The 15,561-nt window shown below is 40.7% G+C and carries 15 protein-coding genes and 3 pseudogenes; 5 read left to right on the forward strand and 13 right to left on the reverse strand.

Features of this window, described 5'->3' with window-relative positions; translation table 11 throughout:
- The 6 genes from ACTRWI_RS13465 to ACTRWI_RS13490 all read right to left on the reverse strand — a co-directional run.
- Window positions 1-196 (reverse strand): hypothetical protein (locus ACTRWI_RS13465; RefSeq protein ID WP_499132086.1); only part of this gene is annotated, 196 nt, incomplete at its 3' end.
- Between the two features lie 255 nt (window positions 197-451).
- Window positions 452-847 (reverse strand): hypothetical protein, encoded by a 396-nt coding sequence (locus ACTRWI_RS13470; protein ID WP_499132088.1) that lies wholly within the window; start codon window positions 845-847, stop codon window positions 452-454.
- A 148-nt stretch (window positions 848-995) separates the two neighbouring features.
- Window positions 996-1,505, reverse strand: coding sequence for a hypothetical protein (locus ACTRWI_RS13475; RefSeq protein ID WP_499132091.1), 510 nt, complete (start codon window positions 1,503-1,505; stop codon window positions 996-998).
- 397 nt (window positions 1,506-1,902) lie between these two features.
- A complete protein-coding gene (locus tag ACTRWI_RS13480) occupies window positions 1,903-2,319 on the reverse strand; it encodes a VOC family protein (protein WP_499132094.1) in 417 nt (138 codons plus the stop codon).
- A gap of 38 nt (window positions 2,320-2,357) precedes the next feature.
- Window positions 2,358-2,678 carry a hypothetical protein gene (locus tag ACTRWI_RS13485; RefSeq protein WP_499132095.1) on the reverse strand — a complete coding sequence of 107 codons (321 nt, stop codon included), beginning with the start codon at window positions 2,676-2,678 and terminating at the stop codon, window positions 2,358-2,360.
- Window positions 2,679-2,858: 180 nt separating this feature from the next.
- The gene (locus ACTRWI_RS13490) at window positions 2,859-3,494 is read right to left on the reverse strand and encodes a class I SAM-dependent methyltransferase (protein WP_499132097.1); all 636 of its coding nucleotides are present in this window, start codon (window positions 3,492-3,494) and stop codon (window positions 2,859-2,861) included.
- A 302-nt stretch (window positions 3,495-3,796) separates the two neighbouring features.
- Between ACTRWI_RS13490 and ACTRWI_RS13495 the strand changes: the two genes are divergently transcribed.
- Entirely contained in the window at window positions 3,797-4,840 is a 1,044-nt protein-coding gene (locus ACTRWI_RS13495; protein ID WP_499132098.1) for an IS110 family RNA-guided transposase, read from the forward strand.
- A 381-nt stretch (window positions 4,841-5,221) separates the two neighbouring features.
- On the opposite strand, the gene ACTRWI_RS13500 is transcribed toward ACTRWI_RS13495, so the two are convergent.
- The 3 genes from ACTRWI_RS13500 to ACTRWI_RS13510 all read right to left on the reverse strand — a co-directional run bounded on the left by ACTRWI_RS13500 (window position 5,222) and on the right by ACTRWI_RS13510 (window position 6,734).
- Window positions 5,222-5,377 (reverse strand): hypothetical protein, encoded by a 156-nt coding sequence (locus tag ACTRWI_RS13500; protein WP_499132101.1) that lies wholly within the window; start codon window positions 5,375-5,377, stop codon window positions 5,222-5,224.
- 201 nt (window positions 5,378-5,578) lie between these two features.
- On the reverse strand, window positions 5,579-6,313 hold the full coding sequence (locus tag ACTRWI_RS13505) for a hypothetical protein (protein WP_499132102.1): 735 nt from the start codon (window positions 6,311-6,313) through the stop codon (window positions 5,579-5,581).
- Complete coding sequence (locus tag ACTRWI_RS13510) at window positions 6,252-6,734, reverse strand: hypothetical protein (RefSeq protein ID WP_499132104.1); 483 nt, start codon at window positions 6,732-6,734, stop codon at window positions 6,252-6,254. Before ACTRWI_RS13510 ends, ACTRWI_RS13505 begins: the two co-directional genes overlap by 62 nt.
- Window positions 6,735-6,854: 120 nt before the next feature.
- Here ACTRWI_RS13510 and ACTRWI_RS13515 point away from each other — a divergent pair, with 120 nt between their 5' ends.
- Window positions 6,855-7,607 carry a hypothetical protein gene (locus ACTRWI_RS13515; RefSeq protein ID WP_499132106.1) on the forward strand — a complete coding sequence of 251 codons (753 nt, stop codon included), beginning with the start codon at window positions 6,855-6,857 and terminating at the stop codon, window positions 7,605-7,607.
- Between the two features lie 688 nt (window positions 7,608-8,295).
- On the opposite strand, the pseudogene ACTRWI_RS13520 reads toward ACTRWI_RS13515, so the two are convergent.
- The 3 genes and pseudogenes from ACTRWI_RS13520 to ACTRWI_RS13530 all read right to left on the reverse strand — a co-directional run.
- Window positions 8,296-8,646: pseudogene (locus ACTRWI_RS13520) on the reverse strand (transposase); the annotation flags it as partial.
- Window positions 8,613-9,128 (reverse strand): hypothetical protein, encoded by a 516-nt coding sequence (locus ACTRWI_RS13525; RefSeq protein ID WP_239917281.1) that lies wholly within the window; start codon window positions 9,126-9,128, stop codon window positions 8,613-8,615. The pseudogene ACTRWI_RS13520 and the gene ACTRWI_RS13525, both read right to left, overlap by 34 nt.
- Before the next feature lie 185 nt (window positions 9,129-9,313).
- Window positions 9,314-9,651: pseudogene (locus ACTRWI_RS13530) on the reverse strand (IS4 family transposase); the annotation flags it as partial.
- A 67-nt stretch (window positions 9,652-9,718) separates the two neighbouring features.
- Between ACTRWI_RS13530 and ACTRWI_RS13535 the strand changes: the two are divergent.
- From ACTRWI_RS13535 to ACTRWI_RS13545, 3 genes and pseudogenes are all read left to right on the forward strand, one after another.
- A pseudogene (locus ACTRWI_RS13535) lies at window positions 9,719-10,457 on the forward strand (IS6 family transposase).
- Window positions 10,458-11,595: 1,138 nt separating this feature from the next.
- On the forward strand, window positions 11,596-12,084 hold the full coding sequence (locus ACTRWI_RS13540) for a DUF4262 domain-containing protein (RefSeq protein WP_499132108.1): 489 nt from the start codon (window positions 11,596-11,598) through the stop codon (window positions 12,082-12,084).
- Between the two features lie 1,076 nt (window positions 12,085-13,160).
- Window positions 13,161-14,150 carry a hypothetical protein gene (locus ACTRWI_RS13545; protein WP_270000100.1) on the forward strand — a complete coding sequence of 330 codons (990 nt, stop codon included), beginning with the start codon at window positions 13,161-13,163 and terminating at the stop codon, window positions 14,148-14,150.
- A gap of 237 nt (window positions 14,151-14,387) precedes the next feature.
- Here the strand turns inward: ACTRWI_RS13545 and ACTRWI_RS13550 are convergent, their stop codons facing one another.
- A complete protein-coding gene (locus ACTRWI_RS13550; protein ID WP_446638958.1) occupies window positions 14,388-15,062 on the reverse strand; it encodes a hypothetical protein in 675 nt (224 codons plus the stop codon).
- Window positions 15,063-15,561: the final 499 nt, after the last annotated feature.

Consider the following 15,561-nt stretch of genomic DNA (forward strand, 5'->3'; position numbering starts at 1 on the left):
CGATGCGAGTTGATGAATCAATTGGATCACGAGATTGGAACTGGAACTCGTAAACGAGGGTACTGATGTCGGAAGAGATTCCCCTAGCCAGGGTGCAGAATGATCTAACTAAAAGAGCAGGCCAGTTTTTTATAAGAAGCGCTTCAATATCATTGAGGCGTTTTTTATGCCCGCAGATTCCGCAAACCATTTTCAACAACCGATCTAACCGTTAGCGTCATCATCATGCTAAGCAAAAAGTACGATCATAAAAAACTTTGAGCCAAAGTTAAGCTTGCGTGCCAATGAAGAAATGAGGGCTAGCTTGGAATGGGGCATCGACTTGCTCGGATAAGCTCGATCATCAGATACGTCCTTGTTGGAAACTCACCTTTTACCAATGTGAAGCATCGGGATTTAACGTTGGCTACGCAACGCTTAACCCTTTTCTGTTATAAAACTTTTAAGCGCACTACTTTAACGAGTTCCCATCCCACAAATGCTCAGGATCTGGTAAAAAAGTAACACCACAACCTATACCCTTAGGATTGTAATTTTGAACAGATACCAACCAACCACCGGGAACTTTTGTTCTATATGACTTCTGAACACCACCAACATTTTTCAGTGTTTCCCAATCTAGAGTTGCTTCTCCGCGAACTCTTTTGAAACGCAATTGTTCTGCATTATATTTTTTTGTTTCGGACCAGAGTTTTAATGCTTTGTCTTTTGTGTGAGCTTTAGTGCTTTCACAGACAACAGTGAAACCATCCTGCTGTAATCCTCTGATTTGATCACCAGCGTAATCGTCAACGATATCTACCGCAATTGAGATATCATCTTTTTCTAAAATAATGTATTCATTCACGTCATTTCTCGCCTAGTTAAGTAGCAGCTAACCACCACTGCACTCAAACAAAACCACCGTAATCACTAAACCCATTTCAAACAAAAATAGCCGACTGTTAGCTGTCTGCTTGAACAAATTGTTAGCACCGTTAGCTTTAACATATGGCTCATTTAGCTTTCAAAGCCTCTAATTTTAAGATTGTATTACCGATATAGGAAATTCTAACGTGAAGTCCTTCACGAATTGGCCCTCCGTGAGAGGTTGTATTGTTAAAGCCTGGGGTGACAGAAAAATCAGAGTATTGGAAATAGTTCCCTTCAACACTAAAACTTTCACGCTTGTGTCCGGCATAAGGCATCGGATCGAAATTTTCCACTATACCTTCTGTAACGAGATAATCCCCTTTGTGATACCTAGTTAATAATTCAAACAATTGAGAGCCAAGCGAATACGATACCAAACCAGTCCAAACAACAGAAAAAGTAAGCACTGACCAAAGAAGCACACGTGTTTTTTTGGGGTCACTTTCCTTACCTGTGGCATGGAAACTCAACCTTTCTACTTTGTCTCGGTTTGTCAGCGCGTAGGAAGAAACAAAGCAAATAAACAAACCAGGAGCAGCGAAGAATAATGACCAAAATCCTTCGTATCTAATATCATAAACTACTTCATACATTGTATGTCCTTTGAAAGTGCTAACGCTTATTGGACGGATTTAATCCGTAATTATACATGACCAATCATAACGCTAATCATACTCACGCTCAATCGAAAGCCCGCACAGCCTAGTGTCTAGGGCATGAGCATCAGAAATTGCCGAAAGTTTCCGTATAACTCCGGCGGATTCCTAGCAATACGATTTTCAACCTGATTGCACTCCAAATGAGCATGGCCTTAACTTCTTTCGTCTGATTAGATTTGATAGGGAAAACGCACGCCCCTTAATTTCGTAGAGTATTTGGTCTAACGCATTTCGGGGCAAAACCTTGTTAGCCGAAATGACTTAGTTGCTGAAATGACTTAGTTGCATCAAGATCAGGTATGAAAAAGTATCTTGAAACCATAGTCTCTTGTTATGTGCGTTGCTCTATTTCTGCTTTATAGAGCTCTGAACCTACAGCTATCTCCCACAAGTACCCATCAGGATCAGAGAAGTAACCTGAAAAACCACCCCAAAACACAGGCTGCCCTTGCTTTACGATTTTCCCACCATTTGCCTCTGCTTTGTTCAGAAGACTAAGCACTTCACGAGAAGAGTCGACATTTCTAGCCAGTGTAATACCGGCAAAACCTGAGCTATCTGGTTCAACACCAACATCTTTAGCTAATTCGGGTTTAGGAAATAAAGCTAACTCCGGACCATCAACATCCATGAATACAATTTCATCAGATTTATAATCTGTACGCTCTAACCCAAGCACCGCTTCATAAAACTTTGCTGAGGACTCGATATTTGATACGCCCAGCGTGATGATCGATAGTTTTTTCATATTTTGCTCCGAGCATATAACTCCGCCTTAAACGCTTGTTACTTAACTGTGATACCAAAATCACTCCATTGAGCTTTACGCTTGGTGGTAAAAATACAAGAAACACCGCCCACGGTATGAGTAATTGGGGCTTCAAAATCGCAAAAAAGTGAGATATACAAAATTGGTAGCTGTTCGTTACCGAATGAATTTGGTGTCCACATGGCTACATTACCATCTTTACATTTGGCATTCGCTTCATCACCGTTAGCAAAATGACAGATCTTGTCTTGCTTTAAATCACTCAGCCCAAATGCAGCCGATGCGTTAAATGAAATTGCTGACAAAGCAAAGGTAAGTGCTAATAGAACTTTTTTCATAATAAGGTTGCCCGTAATTTGATATATACGAGTTACTTTAACATAATGATAAACATATACTTAGCTAGATTATGCAATCTATGACACAGGCCATAAATTGCGTTACTGACACCCAATTAAGGTTTGAGCAACGCAATATCGAAGCCAGAGCAAACTACCTTAAACACTAAAATAGTGCATTTAAAATGCCATACGTTGGGAATCCCTCTTGAACGGTTTGTATGTACGTTTCACCGCGACCACGGAATATGTATGCCAGTGCTTCATTCTACCCAATGTAGTCTTCGCTGTTTCATCACGTTCAAAGAACCTCACTATTTCAAAACCTGAGAACAAAGCCTTTACTTCTGATTCCGATAACGGTGTGGTTGGACTACGATGTTTGTGAGCCCAACTGTCTTTGAGTCCCATGAAGTCACCGGCAAACACCCCACCGGTTTCAATTGAAGAACTGATGTTGCTCCAAGTCGACTCAAATTGGTTTGGGTCAGCGAAAAACAAGCTGGAATTTGCGATAACCAAACCAGATTTTGGATATTCGAATAACTCAAACGAGGACTCTGCAATTTCCACTAATGACTTCGCCCCAAATCTATCTCTACAAATAGCGACCGAATCAGGATTAATATCGAAACCATGAACTTGAAATCCCTGTTGTTCTAAGTATTCAATTTCACTGCCTGTTCCACAACCGCAGTCAGTGGCCACTTTTAAGTTTGATTTATTAAGTCGAGCTGCAAACTCAGTACGTTTTGAATGCGGGCGAGTTAGTGCTTTTTCGTAGTACTGGCGCCAAATTTTAGTATTTCTATCCATAAGGTTCTGACTTTCCATAAAAGTACACAGACGGAGATTTTCCTTGTTTGCATTCCGTCTATGTTGCTGTCATTCATTATGATACTCAACTGGTATCAACCTGTTGTGTGAATTGAAAGAGGATTTCAAGATAGAAATACGGTAAGTTTCCGTGTAAGCCCCTAAAGTACAGATTAGATTAATTTGGTCTACTACTGAACTGGTTAGGTGATCAGCTCGTTGGGTCTGACATGATGTATGGAATCCACTCCCTCTCCGCCAATCTAAACTTAACGGAGTGAGACAAACCCGAGGGTTCCAATATGTTGACTAATAATGTTATCGCTATCGACTTAGCCAAAAATGTTCTTCAAGCCTGTCATATCAGCATTCAGGGTGAGCTACTGTCCAATAAACCCCTGAGTCGCCAGAAAATGAAAGAGTTTCTTGCCAAAGCTAAGCCCTCTATTGTTACTATGGAAGGATGTTGTGGCTGCCATTATTGGGGGCAGTTGGCTGAAAGCTTTGGACACGAAGTCAGGATCATCAACCCTAAGAAAGTGAAAGGATACTTAGAAGGTCATAAAACTGACCACAATGATGCCCTTGCAATCGCTAATGCTGCTATTCAGATTGGTATCAAATACAGCCAACCAAAGTCGCTCGAACAACAATCCATGCAGTCGTTAGAAAGCAGTCGCCGCTTCTTATCTCGCAGTGTAGTTTCACTAGGGCAGCATATTCGAGGCACTATTTTAGGCTACGGAATAGCTAACCCCAGAGGTGAAAAAGGCTTAAAAGCTTCAGTTCAAGCTGTATTGGATGGAGAAACCTCGATACCCAATAATGTTGTAGCAGTAATATCTATGCTGTGGGAGCAATACAAACAACTGAAGGTGAAGCTCATTGAATTTGAAAAGGAAAAAAACGCTTTAACCCGTCAAATTGAACCTTGCCAACGGTTGATGGAAATCGAAGGAGTTGGTGAAACAACAGCCGCAATGCTCTACACAACTTTGGGCGATGGGAAGCAGTTTAAGAATGGCAGGCAAGCTTCTGCGTTTGTGGGCTTAACTCCAAAGCAACACAGTTCTGGTGGTAAAGTGTTTATGGTTGGTATCGATAAATGCGGTGGAGTGAAGGAACTACGTTCTCTACTTTATCTTGGTGCCATGTCTTATATAGGGCGGCTGCCCGAAAAACCAAAAACTCAAAAAGACGTGTGGTTAAGGAATATCATCGACCGTATAGGTTTCAAAAAAGCCTGTATTGCACTAGCTAACAAGGTGGTACGGACTGCTTGGGCAATGCTACGACATGAAACTCAATACAGACCTGTTTTACTTACTCACCAACCATCGATATAAATTTAAATTTTACAAAATGATGATGCATAAAAGGTAAGACCAACCTACTGAAAACCTGACCATTCCTTCATGCTATAAAAGCTGATGACACGATGAGGACAGTAGGTGCGCAAAACATCAAAGGCTAGAAGGTAGCGCCTTCAATAGAAGCCGAATATACGACCGCATCTTAACTTTTATTGCCAATAATCACTTTGTAAATACGTGGATTCCATATAAGGTTTGGGGCAAAAATGTGCTATAGAAGCAGCAAAAAGGCTGTCGCACTAAGGCGCTCTTCTCCCAAAGCGAGCCATCGCGCCAGTCCCTTCAATGAATATGTACATCACAAACAGTAGGATGAGATCGGAGTCAAAACTACTTTTAAACTGATCACGATTGTCATAGCCCCACAGTTTTAGCACCGGGTTGGAAATGATACGCAATGTCAAAACCACTATTGAACTGTTCACGATCCCCATAGCGCATCAGTTCTGCCGCGATAATGGCGATGACACCAAAGGTCAAAAACACTTTTAAACCAATCACGATTGTCATAGCCCCACAGTTTTAGCACCGAGTTGGCAATGATACGCAATGTCAAAACCACTATTAAACTGTCCACGATCCCCATAGCTCATCAGTTCTACCTTGATAATGGCGACGACACCAAAAGTCAAATCACTCTTGTCCCTGATTGAGCTGAAAATCAGAGTGTTCAAAACAACACACACCAGATCTACGATTAGGAGTAGAGTGTCAGCAGGTTAGCTCTCCAGACTGCCTGAATCGTTCGAAACGATCCTTTACCAAGTTACGGTATACCGGATACTCACTGAAGTAGCGCACAATTTCCTCTGCGTCTCTCCCTGAGTGGCACAGTTCACGCTGTAAATAGGTAAATATGTTGATGAACCTTACAAGACTGATTTCATCTACAAGAGAATCAGCTTCAGAAAATGGAACATACAATATGGCGATATCACTTTTAAACTCATCTGCTGATAATAGCCCCCCTTCCTTAAGGCGCTTAAATCTTGCTTTTATAGCATTGGTATCAGGATCAACCATCCAAAGCTTCAGTTCCTTCTCATTTAAGGAAGCCTCCTGTCGATAACGACAGTAACTTTCATCTGTACCCTGAGCAGCCAGAATATCTCTGTATAACTGTGTCCATGTTATACGATCCTTTTGGTACTTATCCTTTGCCCAGTTATTTTTTAAGCGTTCAAGGAACACCTCTATAGAAGGAACAACGAAAGTTTTACCCTGTTTTTCAGCTAGCTCTGGCAGATAATTGCTCAATGTAGGAGAAGGTTGATGCGATAGCTCCATCATTAAGTCAAACAAAGCAGCCCAGTACATCACAAGCTTGATTACATATTCAGTAACCTGTTCACTTGGGAGTTCTGGGAGTTCTGGGAGTTGCAGTCTATCTATAAGCAGCCAGTCTCTTACAAATTTTTGAATTACCTCGTGGTTGTTTTTTTTCATCGATACCTTTGAGACACAAATACTCGATTTCGCAATGAGCCAGAAGAAAACGAAAAAACTCATCCAGCTCAAACCTGCCGTATTCATGATGAGCCTTTCTGAATGATGCAACAGCTACCTTCATGCCAAACCACGCACCCAAGTGCCTAAGTTCATAACCTTCGACTTCACTTAAATAACTGTCGAGGTCAAATCCCTTTAGACGAAATTCTACCTTCAGTTCCCGAATGAGTTTCTCTGGATCTCCGTTGCGATAATCTCTGAACATCTGCTGATCATGAGTAATGTTGGGATCTTTTTTCAGCACTCTCATTAGTTTGACGAATGCGTCGGAACCTGACTTTATATCTTGAGTTGATACCCGAAAGAATCCGGTAAGACAGTTAAATAGAATTCCTCGGTCAGAAAGTGCGGTAAACATATTTCAGTGAAATGTCCCTTTTTACATGCCTGAACTGAGTGAGAATACCTCCTGAGCAAGAGAAACAAAACCTTGCTTAGCATTTTCTCTTAACAAAAACAGGAACATGAGGAAGGTATAATGACGGACAACATCCTAAAAACCATACAAAGTGGTGCACAAGCACTTTCATTGCTAAGTAAGGTACGTTGTGTGGAAAGCTATTCGTTTTTATCTGGAGAAAAAGCGAAAAGCTTATATTCATGGCCTACAGAATTTGAAAAAGACAATGTAGTTGCCAGTGTACTCGAACAAAATGGAAAAGCTTTGGGGAACTACTGTAGAGTTAAATCTTATACAGTTTCTTACACCCAGTATCAAAACTATATACCTGTTTATGCGCCAGAAATCATCAGCATCCGAGTTTCACGCTGTCTACTGGATGTATATAAACTTCTGTTCAATATAAACACAATCACAAAAGTCACGGCTGTTTGGGATAGTGTGAAGCATCCAATACGAACATACCCTAGATCTATGGCTGACATAGATGGTTTTAAAGAGTTTGCCGAATACCGAGATGCGATGCTTGTTTTCGATTTCAGCAACGAAAAATACAGTACAAAGATTCCAGCATTTGCATACCGCGCATTATTGGTAGCCTCAGAGGAATTTAAAACCTTTTCTATTTCTTCTGACGACAGAAGTCACTTTATTGGTAACGTCACAGATAAGGCGGGGAGAAGTAAAAGATACCTCGTTCACAACGGTAATAAGGGCTACCTATTTGAAGTGATTAATGAAACTTCTGACTCAGTCGCTAAGCTGGTTGGCTGTGACAAATGGGTCGAAGTTCTGAAAAAAGACGGCTGGAAGTTTTACAACGATAAGTAGTCTGATATTCAATGCAGCCGCCTTACTAGTCCTAGATATTAGAATTCACTCCAAATCGAAATGGCAGCTGCAGTGCCTCCTTTGCAATAGGTAAGGCAATTAGATTTCTAACACTAAATGGCTTTTGTCCCAATGTGTGCTGCCACAATAGAGACTTAGCACGTCTCTGGACATTTATTTGTCAGCGCTTTTGCTAAATTAGTAAACCATCAACAACTACAGCTATGGCAAATTTACTTGTGAAGAGCTAATGCGATGAGTAGCATCGCACTAGCAAAAGTATTGGTTTAGGTGCGCACTAAGTGTCATTACGGTAAATCGAACGCCTACGCACACCCAATCAATTCCTTTAATCCCACTGAATTTATGTTGACTATTAAAGATAAACGGGGATAAATCAACGCACATAAATGGCCTGTCGCCGTATAGAAAACGTTAGCAGTTAAAGGAGGTACGTGGTGATAATTTGGGGCTCGAAAGGACGAGAAATTGTCGAGGGGAAAGGTTCTTTTTTTCTCTCCAAGGGTTTTGTAATCTGAATGATTCCTTACCTAAATGATCGCGGCATAACTACGTCAGAATGAGTCGCTGACTGATCTAACTTTTGCTCTACAATCTAAACACGAGTGTTTGTTGAACACTTTCATTTTGTTTTCGGGATTTTAGATACTCTCATGCTGCGAAATGCCTAAATTGACCTGATTTGGGCTTGAACTAGAACATGGTGGACCAGCTCTGACAGCTGCTCCCCAGCCCTAAAGCGAAGAAACGTTAAACGGTGCCCACAAAGAATGCACTCAAACAGATCAACCTTCACATACCCTTTCAACATGGCGGCGTAGCCGGGCATTTCAGGTGCGTCTTTAGACGCGATCCCTAAGGCATCGTAGACCTTAGAGAGCATCTCACCACGAAGTCGGTTTGATAGAAAACCGAAGTATCGAATCATTTTGAAGTGCTTATCTGGAATATGCTCAATCATGCACTCTATCAGAGCTTCTGGACTCAAAATGAGGGATTCCGTTCGACCATTCCTATGAAGTCTTCGATAACATTACTTAGCTGATCATCCTCTAGGGAGACTCGGAGAGAACCACGTACAATTTGATCTTCAATACCATAACTTTTGGCTAGTTTTAGAACTTGATCATTCACTTTCTTGTTAGGAGCAAAGTATTGTAAATTTACTGTCGATTCAGCGAGGTCGAGTCCACAAAACTTGCCACGAATATACAAAGAGTCATTTATGTCTAATCTGACAGTCTTAGCAAAGTAAATACCGATCAAATCACCAGTATTAAAGCTAGTGTTTTCAACATTTAAACCATGACGCTTTAGATATGGAATTAAGTCAAGCTCAAGTCCCAACGCAATAAGGTTTTTCAACGACTCATTAGAGGTAAGCTTCTCTTGAAACAACAATTTTTTGAAACAGTCTAATGCTGATTGAGTTGGTACGGGGTTTTGTGCATAGAGCTTTTGTTCAATAACTTTGTCGTAGACTTGATGGAAAGATTGCATAAGTTGATACCAGTGAAAAATTTTCAATATTATATGGAGTGACACACCCTTAATCTACCTCGATCCAGAAGTGAAAGGCACACTTCGTTAAAACTTTGGCGCTGCGTATCATCGAGTAAACCTATAACCATCCAATCACACTGGCAAAGCCCGCCCAAGTTTAAGAGCGCCTCATAGACAGAACCTTAAGCATTAAGCTCAGCGTAAATTCCGTCTAACGTAATGTTTTTTTTGACTTCCTCTGCGCGGACTTTTGAGCGTTCCTTGATATATAACTGGTAGCAGATTCGATTTTATCGCTGATTTCTGACCATGCGCCGTGACTGATACATTCAAATATTGGTAACAGCCAGACATCCACATTTTTTGCCGCTTTAAACAATGAGACCGATGGCATTATCTGAAGCGCAATACTACGCCTAATGATCAGCGCAAGTAAACTGGCCCAGATGAGCCCATCAACGATGGCCTTTTGTGCGGTGACAAATCGTTGCCAGTTGGTGTGAGACTTTAACTCTTCAAAAGGGCTTGTTGCAAAAACCTCACGAGCCGCCAGACTTTAACTATGATTCATCACTGAGCAACACGTTTTGGTCAAGTCTGAATTCAAATGGCGACATTTCACCCCCGAACTTATCTTGTGGTGTGTCCGTTGGTATGGCACTACCGCAATGAGCTATGCAAACCTAGGTGATATGTTGTCCGAACGAGGTGTCTTCGTTAATCGCTCCACGATTTATCGTTGGTTCATTCACTATGGGCCTATCCTACATAAGAAGTTACGCCGTTATCAATTCACTCGTATTGACGCCTCCTGGCAGCTTGATGAAACTTACGTCAAGGTGAAAGGCAAATGGCATTATCTCTACCGAGCCATCAATAAACGTGGGGAAACCCTGGATTTCTTTTTCTCTCGTAAACGCAATAAAGAGGCGGCTTATCAATTCCTAAAACGCTGCTTACGCCGCTATAAAACATCCTTTCATCCCCCAAACATTGAATACTGATAAACATTCGTCTTATGGTAACGCCATTGCCCGCCTCAAGCGTGAAGGCCGTTTACGGCAAGATGTAGAACATCGGCAAGTGAAATATCTTAACAATGGCATTGAATCTGACCACGCTCTGATTAAAAAGCTTATCGAAGGCACAGGTGGATTCAAGGTGCGAAAGCGGGCCTGGGCAATGATTCAAGGTTTTGAATGGTTCCGGATGTTGAATAAAGGCCAGTTTGATTTTTGGTTACGTCGCGATGAACCAAAACTGAGGGTGCAGGAGAGATCCGTCTTCCTCAATGAACTCTTCAATATCTTTGGAATATACGAATGAAATGAAGTGCTCATATGGGAGCCTCAGACACATCTTCCATTTTTGCAACAAGCCCGTTCAGTCAATGAAGTGTAACGATTGAACTCGAATCTTGTGGTGCATATTGGACTAACCAGTTTTTGTATATGAAGTAGGATGAGACAGTGGATACATACTCATCGTTCTTCACGGCCCACTCCTGATAGGAGAGGTTTAATGAAGTGGTTTTTTTAGCTGCGCAGTATTCCGCTTTTAAAAAGGCAGTGAGGGATTCGAAACTAAAGTCTCGGATCTGGTAATGTTCCAAAAACATAATGATATTTTCATCAAACGTTTCAAATGGATTCGATGAGGTGTTTAGCTCGTGCGTATGATGTAGTTGCATAATATTAACTTAGTCTTCTTATCTTTTTGTTAAACCAGACTAACGTATGGCTATAAACGTTTAGGAAATGTTTAGACTTACATCCCTATACTTTTAATCGGATATATCAACTTGTTTGCAACGTTTGACGTGGTTAGCTTTTTTCTTTGTTCAGTGCCTTATACAAAAGGCTCCACCCATCTTTCATTCAAAATTTGAATGCTTAAGAGTGTTTTATTTGTTTTTGTTATGTGATTATAGCATTCATTATAAAGTCGTTTACTTTACTAATGATATTGAACTTCCGTCCATGTAAAAAAGTATGCAGATGAGTTTGGTTCAAAATGTCAATTAACGGAAAGAATTTGAAGACTTAGTATAAATTTTTGAATAAAGGTAACAATGTAGCGACAGATATGGTTCACCCGGGAATTTTTCTAAGTCGTGTACTTCATTTCCTAACGCCATTTTAAGTGTTTCGTATCATAGCACCCACACGCATTAATATCTGTTAACCAAGCAAGACAGCTTCCATCTAGAAAATAAGGTATAATTTGCACTCATTCTCATAAAAGAGACAGGGCGGATTTTAGTAATCCCAACCTTACCTCCGTTTTTCAGTGTGAAGATGAAGCAAACCGATTTCGTTTCATGAAATTAAACCTCGAACCAACTACCGGTTACTCCCCGTTTAATCCATGAACCCTTTTGAATGCTTGGACGATTCATACATCGGGGGGATACGGGCAAAAGGACTTACATAATACTCCCATCCACACAATGAGAGAGGTAATTATGGAACGTTTTAAAGTTGTTGATTCAATTTCTAAGTCGTTAGATCGAGGTGAGACCACGTTCATTATGACTGCTAGCCCAAAGGGTAATGATTATGTGTATTCGGTTGGTCTATCCGTCAGCACGGATAATCAGTTCGAGATCGCCCTCACGGGTTTAAGTCCGGATCAAATGCACTTCTTTGGTAATCATTTTGCTAATCAACTCAAAGAACGTGTAATTGAGTTAGATGAGCCTATCACTTATGTTGAAGAGGTATTCAATGTACCGGTTGCGTTGGTTAAAGTGTCTCAGGACTGTATGCTTGATGGGACGTTCACTATCGCTGAAACCACACTGGGTATGAATGACAAGCAAATTCCGATGTTTCAACTGGTTTTACCCGATCCAAATGGCCGCTTTCCATGGCAAGAGGGCGTTGATGCAAAGTGGAAGTCATATCAAAGTATCTTCTTCGATGTGGCTCAATTTGAAAAATTGTATTTCTAAATACTGGCAAAGTCGTGTCACCATGATTCGACTTGTATTTGGCTAAGGATGGACACTATAAATCAATGAACAGGTATGTAATTTCATGTAGTAAACGGGCGGGATCTAAGTATATTCAGACCCGACTGTTTGGTCTGATAAGCCACTTTTAAAAGAGTACTTTTCCAGTTTCCTGTATAAAAATCCGAAAGGGCTGCACAGCAACAGGTGAAAGCACTATTGGCTCGAATCTATGGCTTCAGACGTGCTTTATTGATTTGTTCGAACACTCAGTTGTACACGAGTAAAAGTATCATACTAGTGTTTATCTAAATCATAGATCTTCTTGACTCTTCGCTGCTCTGTTGAGTCATAACGCGATAATTCTGACTTCTACCATACTGACTAATAACTCTTTTTTAGTCAGTATGGATGGTTCCTATTTTAACCCAGTTACTTTCTCGGCTTTTACATATCCAGGGGCTGGCAATCCAGTCGATTAAGGTCGATGAGTCTACTCAAACTGTTGACGTTTATTGTCGTCGAGACGGACGATTTAAAGTGACTGACCCAAAATCTAATCAAGCTTGCACCATCAATACTTACGTTTCTCGAACCATTTATGACTTACCGACAAGTGGCCGTTGTTGTCGAATCAATTTTGAGCTTGGGCAAATCCGTATAACCTAAAGATCGTGACGTATTAAAGAGTGTGACTTTGTAGAAAAAGGTGTACGTTATTCCAAAAGATTATGTGAACAAATTAATGGCTTGTGCCGTCACATCCTCGCCAGTGCGATTGCGAGAGACTATGGACCTCGCTGGGAAACGATTAAGAATGTTGACAAGGCGGCGCTTACTCGTTTCGGTGTCCAAAATGTATAAGCAGGTGAAAGGGCTGTGATCTCGGCCAGCTATATTGTTGCCATAAAATTACGGTAAAATATGCTATGGAACATCTATTTAGTTTGAGTTAAGTCCATAATTTAAAATCAAATGTTATTTTTTCAATTAGGGGGGTAGTAAACTCCTTTATTAATCTACAAGCATTGGTTCTTGTAAGAGGTATTTGTAGGTGAAATAAAAGGATTCCATAAATGAAGCGTCTTAGTTTTCTAGCTTTTTGGGCTGTTGTACTGGCAGGTTGTTCTTCGTCAAGTATTGAGCCAAAAACTGAAGTTCAGCCCGTACCTTTCAGTGATGATAATAGCCTTGCATTAAATATTGCTAATCAAACATACTTGAGGCAGCCCTACACTTGGGGACTCGAAACTTACCAAAGCCCACTGAAAGACTTCACTGAGGAAGAAATAAAGGCTATTGAAACTTCTCTAGAAAATAACCGTGGTGATGCTTCGTATGTAGCTTCGGCAATCTCTCTTGCTACGGGTAATTTGATGGGAGCAACAATTCACTTTGCTGGTGGCTCTTTGGAGAAGTTAGTAACATCTGACCATATAGCCTCAAGAGCTGGCTGGATCATAGCTGTTGATTCATCATTGTATAAAGATGGAGTTGCTGCAAATACAGCTGCAAATAAACTTATCGAAGATGCTGTATTAAAAACGTTGAAAGATAAAGGAAATATCCTTACCAATGTAGTTCTTCAGGAAGAAGGCACAGCAACGTTTGGAGGTAAGATTTACGGAAGAACAGGCTACGTTATTGGTGAAGATAAGAAAACCAGTTTTGGGCTTGTTAGTGATGATTACCAAAACAAAAATGGTATGAAGCTTGGTAAGACGAACTTAATTGATGCCGACTCTCAGTATGTAACTATTTGGAACACACCATCTCTCGGTCTTGGTTCAATTTATCTTTTTCATGACAATAAAGTTCAAGGGTATGAGGGGGTAGAGGGCTACGAGCAGTACGTAAAAGACGTTACAGCTAAATTACCAAAAGGGTTTTACTTCTATCTCCCATCTTTTCCACAATCAGGTTATCGCGTTGTCGAAAATATAGAAGACTGGGCTTGTTCAACATGTGGAAAGAAGTTTTCATATCGAATGCTAAACATTCATGTTCCTGCTATATACACACAAGGCAAGAAATATGAGTTTATTAAGCCTCAGATGCAGGATTAAAATTCATTTTCTAATCAAGTAAGCGTCCCTAAACCTTTTTGGGGCGCTCGTACAATCTTCACACCTGGCCAAAATTCTTGTTGAGACAACGGCCAGTGAGCTTCATGAATCGTCATTTACTTTTGAGCATGTTCTGAGTGAGTCTGCCCACTCCGTGAGTTAAGAATCGAGCGGGTGGGAAGTTATTCCATTGAAAGAGGAATGACAGAAATAGAAAATATCTGTTCGTACCGCTGCCTATTGAAAGCTTGGTTTCTCCTCTATACAAAAGAACCCCATCCTCACCTTAGAGCAGGCTTCCAAAAAAGCTTCTGCTTCCTCCCGACTGACCGTGTAATTATGGACATGGAGCGCTTTGTAATGGGTTGGAGTGATAACGTCAAAATGCTTCAGTACCCATTCGGGCATTAAACATTTGATTGAGCGTTTCATGGTATTGATCCCACCACCTTTAGCGCCAAGCTCTTTCATTTTGTTTTCTAGATATTTCCCTTCGGCCACTATTGCCAGAATGCGTTCATCCGATGTATCAAGTGAGTAATGTGGGATTTGAACTAAATGCTGGTGGTCTGAATGACGATTTTCTCTGGGCCGTTGGTTTTGGTTGGGTTGGCTTGATAAGTATCGTTGTAACTCAACTTCAGGTGAAAAGTTGACCATTTCTTTGTGGTGCTCAGTAAGATCCCCATCGATCAGACCACGTGATTCGTATAGGCGTTTTAACTTATCAGCCACTTTCTTGCAGCATTCCGCATCGAACTTGTTCGTTTCATGGTCCGTGAGAGACACTTTGTGCAAAATGGTATGTGCGTCAGCTGTTGTGTCGCTGTCGAAAGATACAGGACGAAGATGCTTCAAACTGAGCTTCTCGGCGTGTGTATCAGGTTCATTTCCTGTTTTCTTATTACTCATAATGACACCCAACCGCATTAAGAATTAAATAAAAATTTGAGATTTTTCAACATACTAATTAATAGTAATTAAGGGTTTTCGTATTGGCAAATCACCAAATAAGATATTGCTGTTTACCGAACTTTGTGTATAGCCATGGTTAATGTAAGGTGTTTTATAAATGGTTATTTTGTATGTTTTTTTGTTCTCACATATCAATAGCTCGAACTTTAAATGTACATAAGCATATGATTTTTATGGCTAAATTCTTGATTGGGTTTGAATTGCGTCACAATTATTGGCACGGTTTTTTCGATGAAGTCTGTTTACGCCTTCTCAACAAATGTGTAATGCACTTCACAGTTTGAATTCCCAGTTAATGATTTTCACTCGGGTGAAGACGCATCCGAGATAAGAAATTTCCCATTTACTTGCCTGTCTTTGTCTGACCCCCATTACCATATTATGTTATCGCATACGGGCGACGTTTATTTTTGCCATCCCTCCACCAGCGGCGAAC

This window comes from Pseudoalteromonas sp. G5_S1_14_S5 (assembly GCF_054968605.1).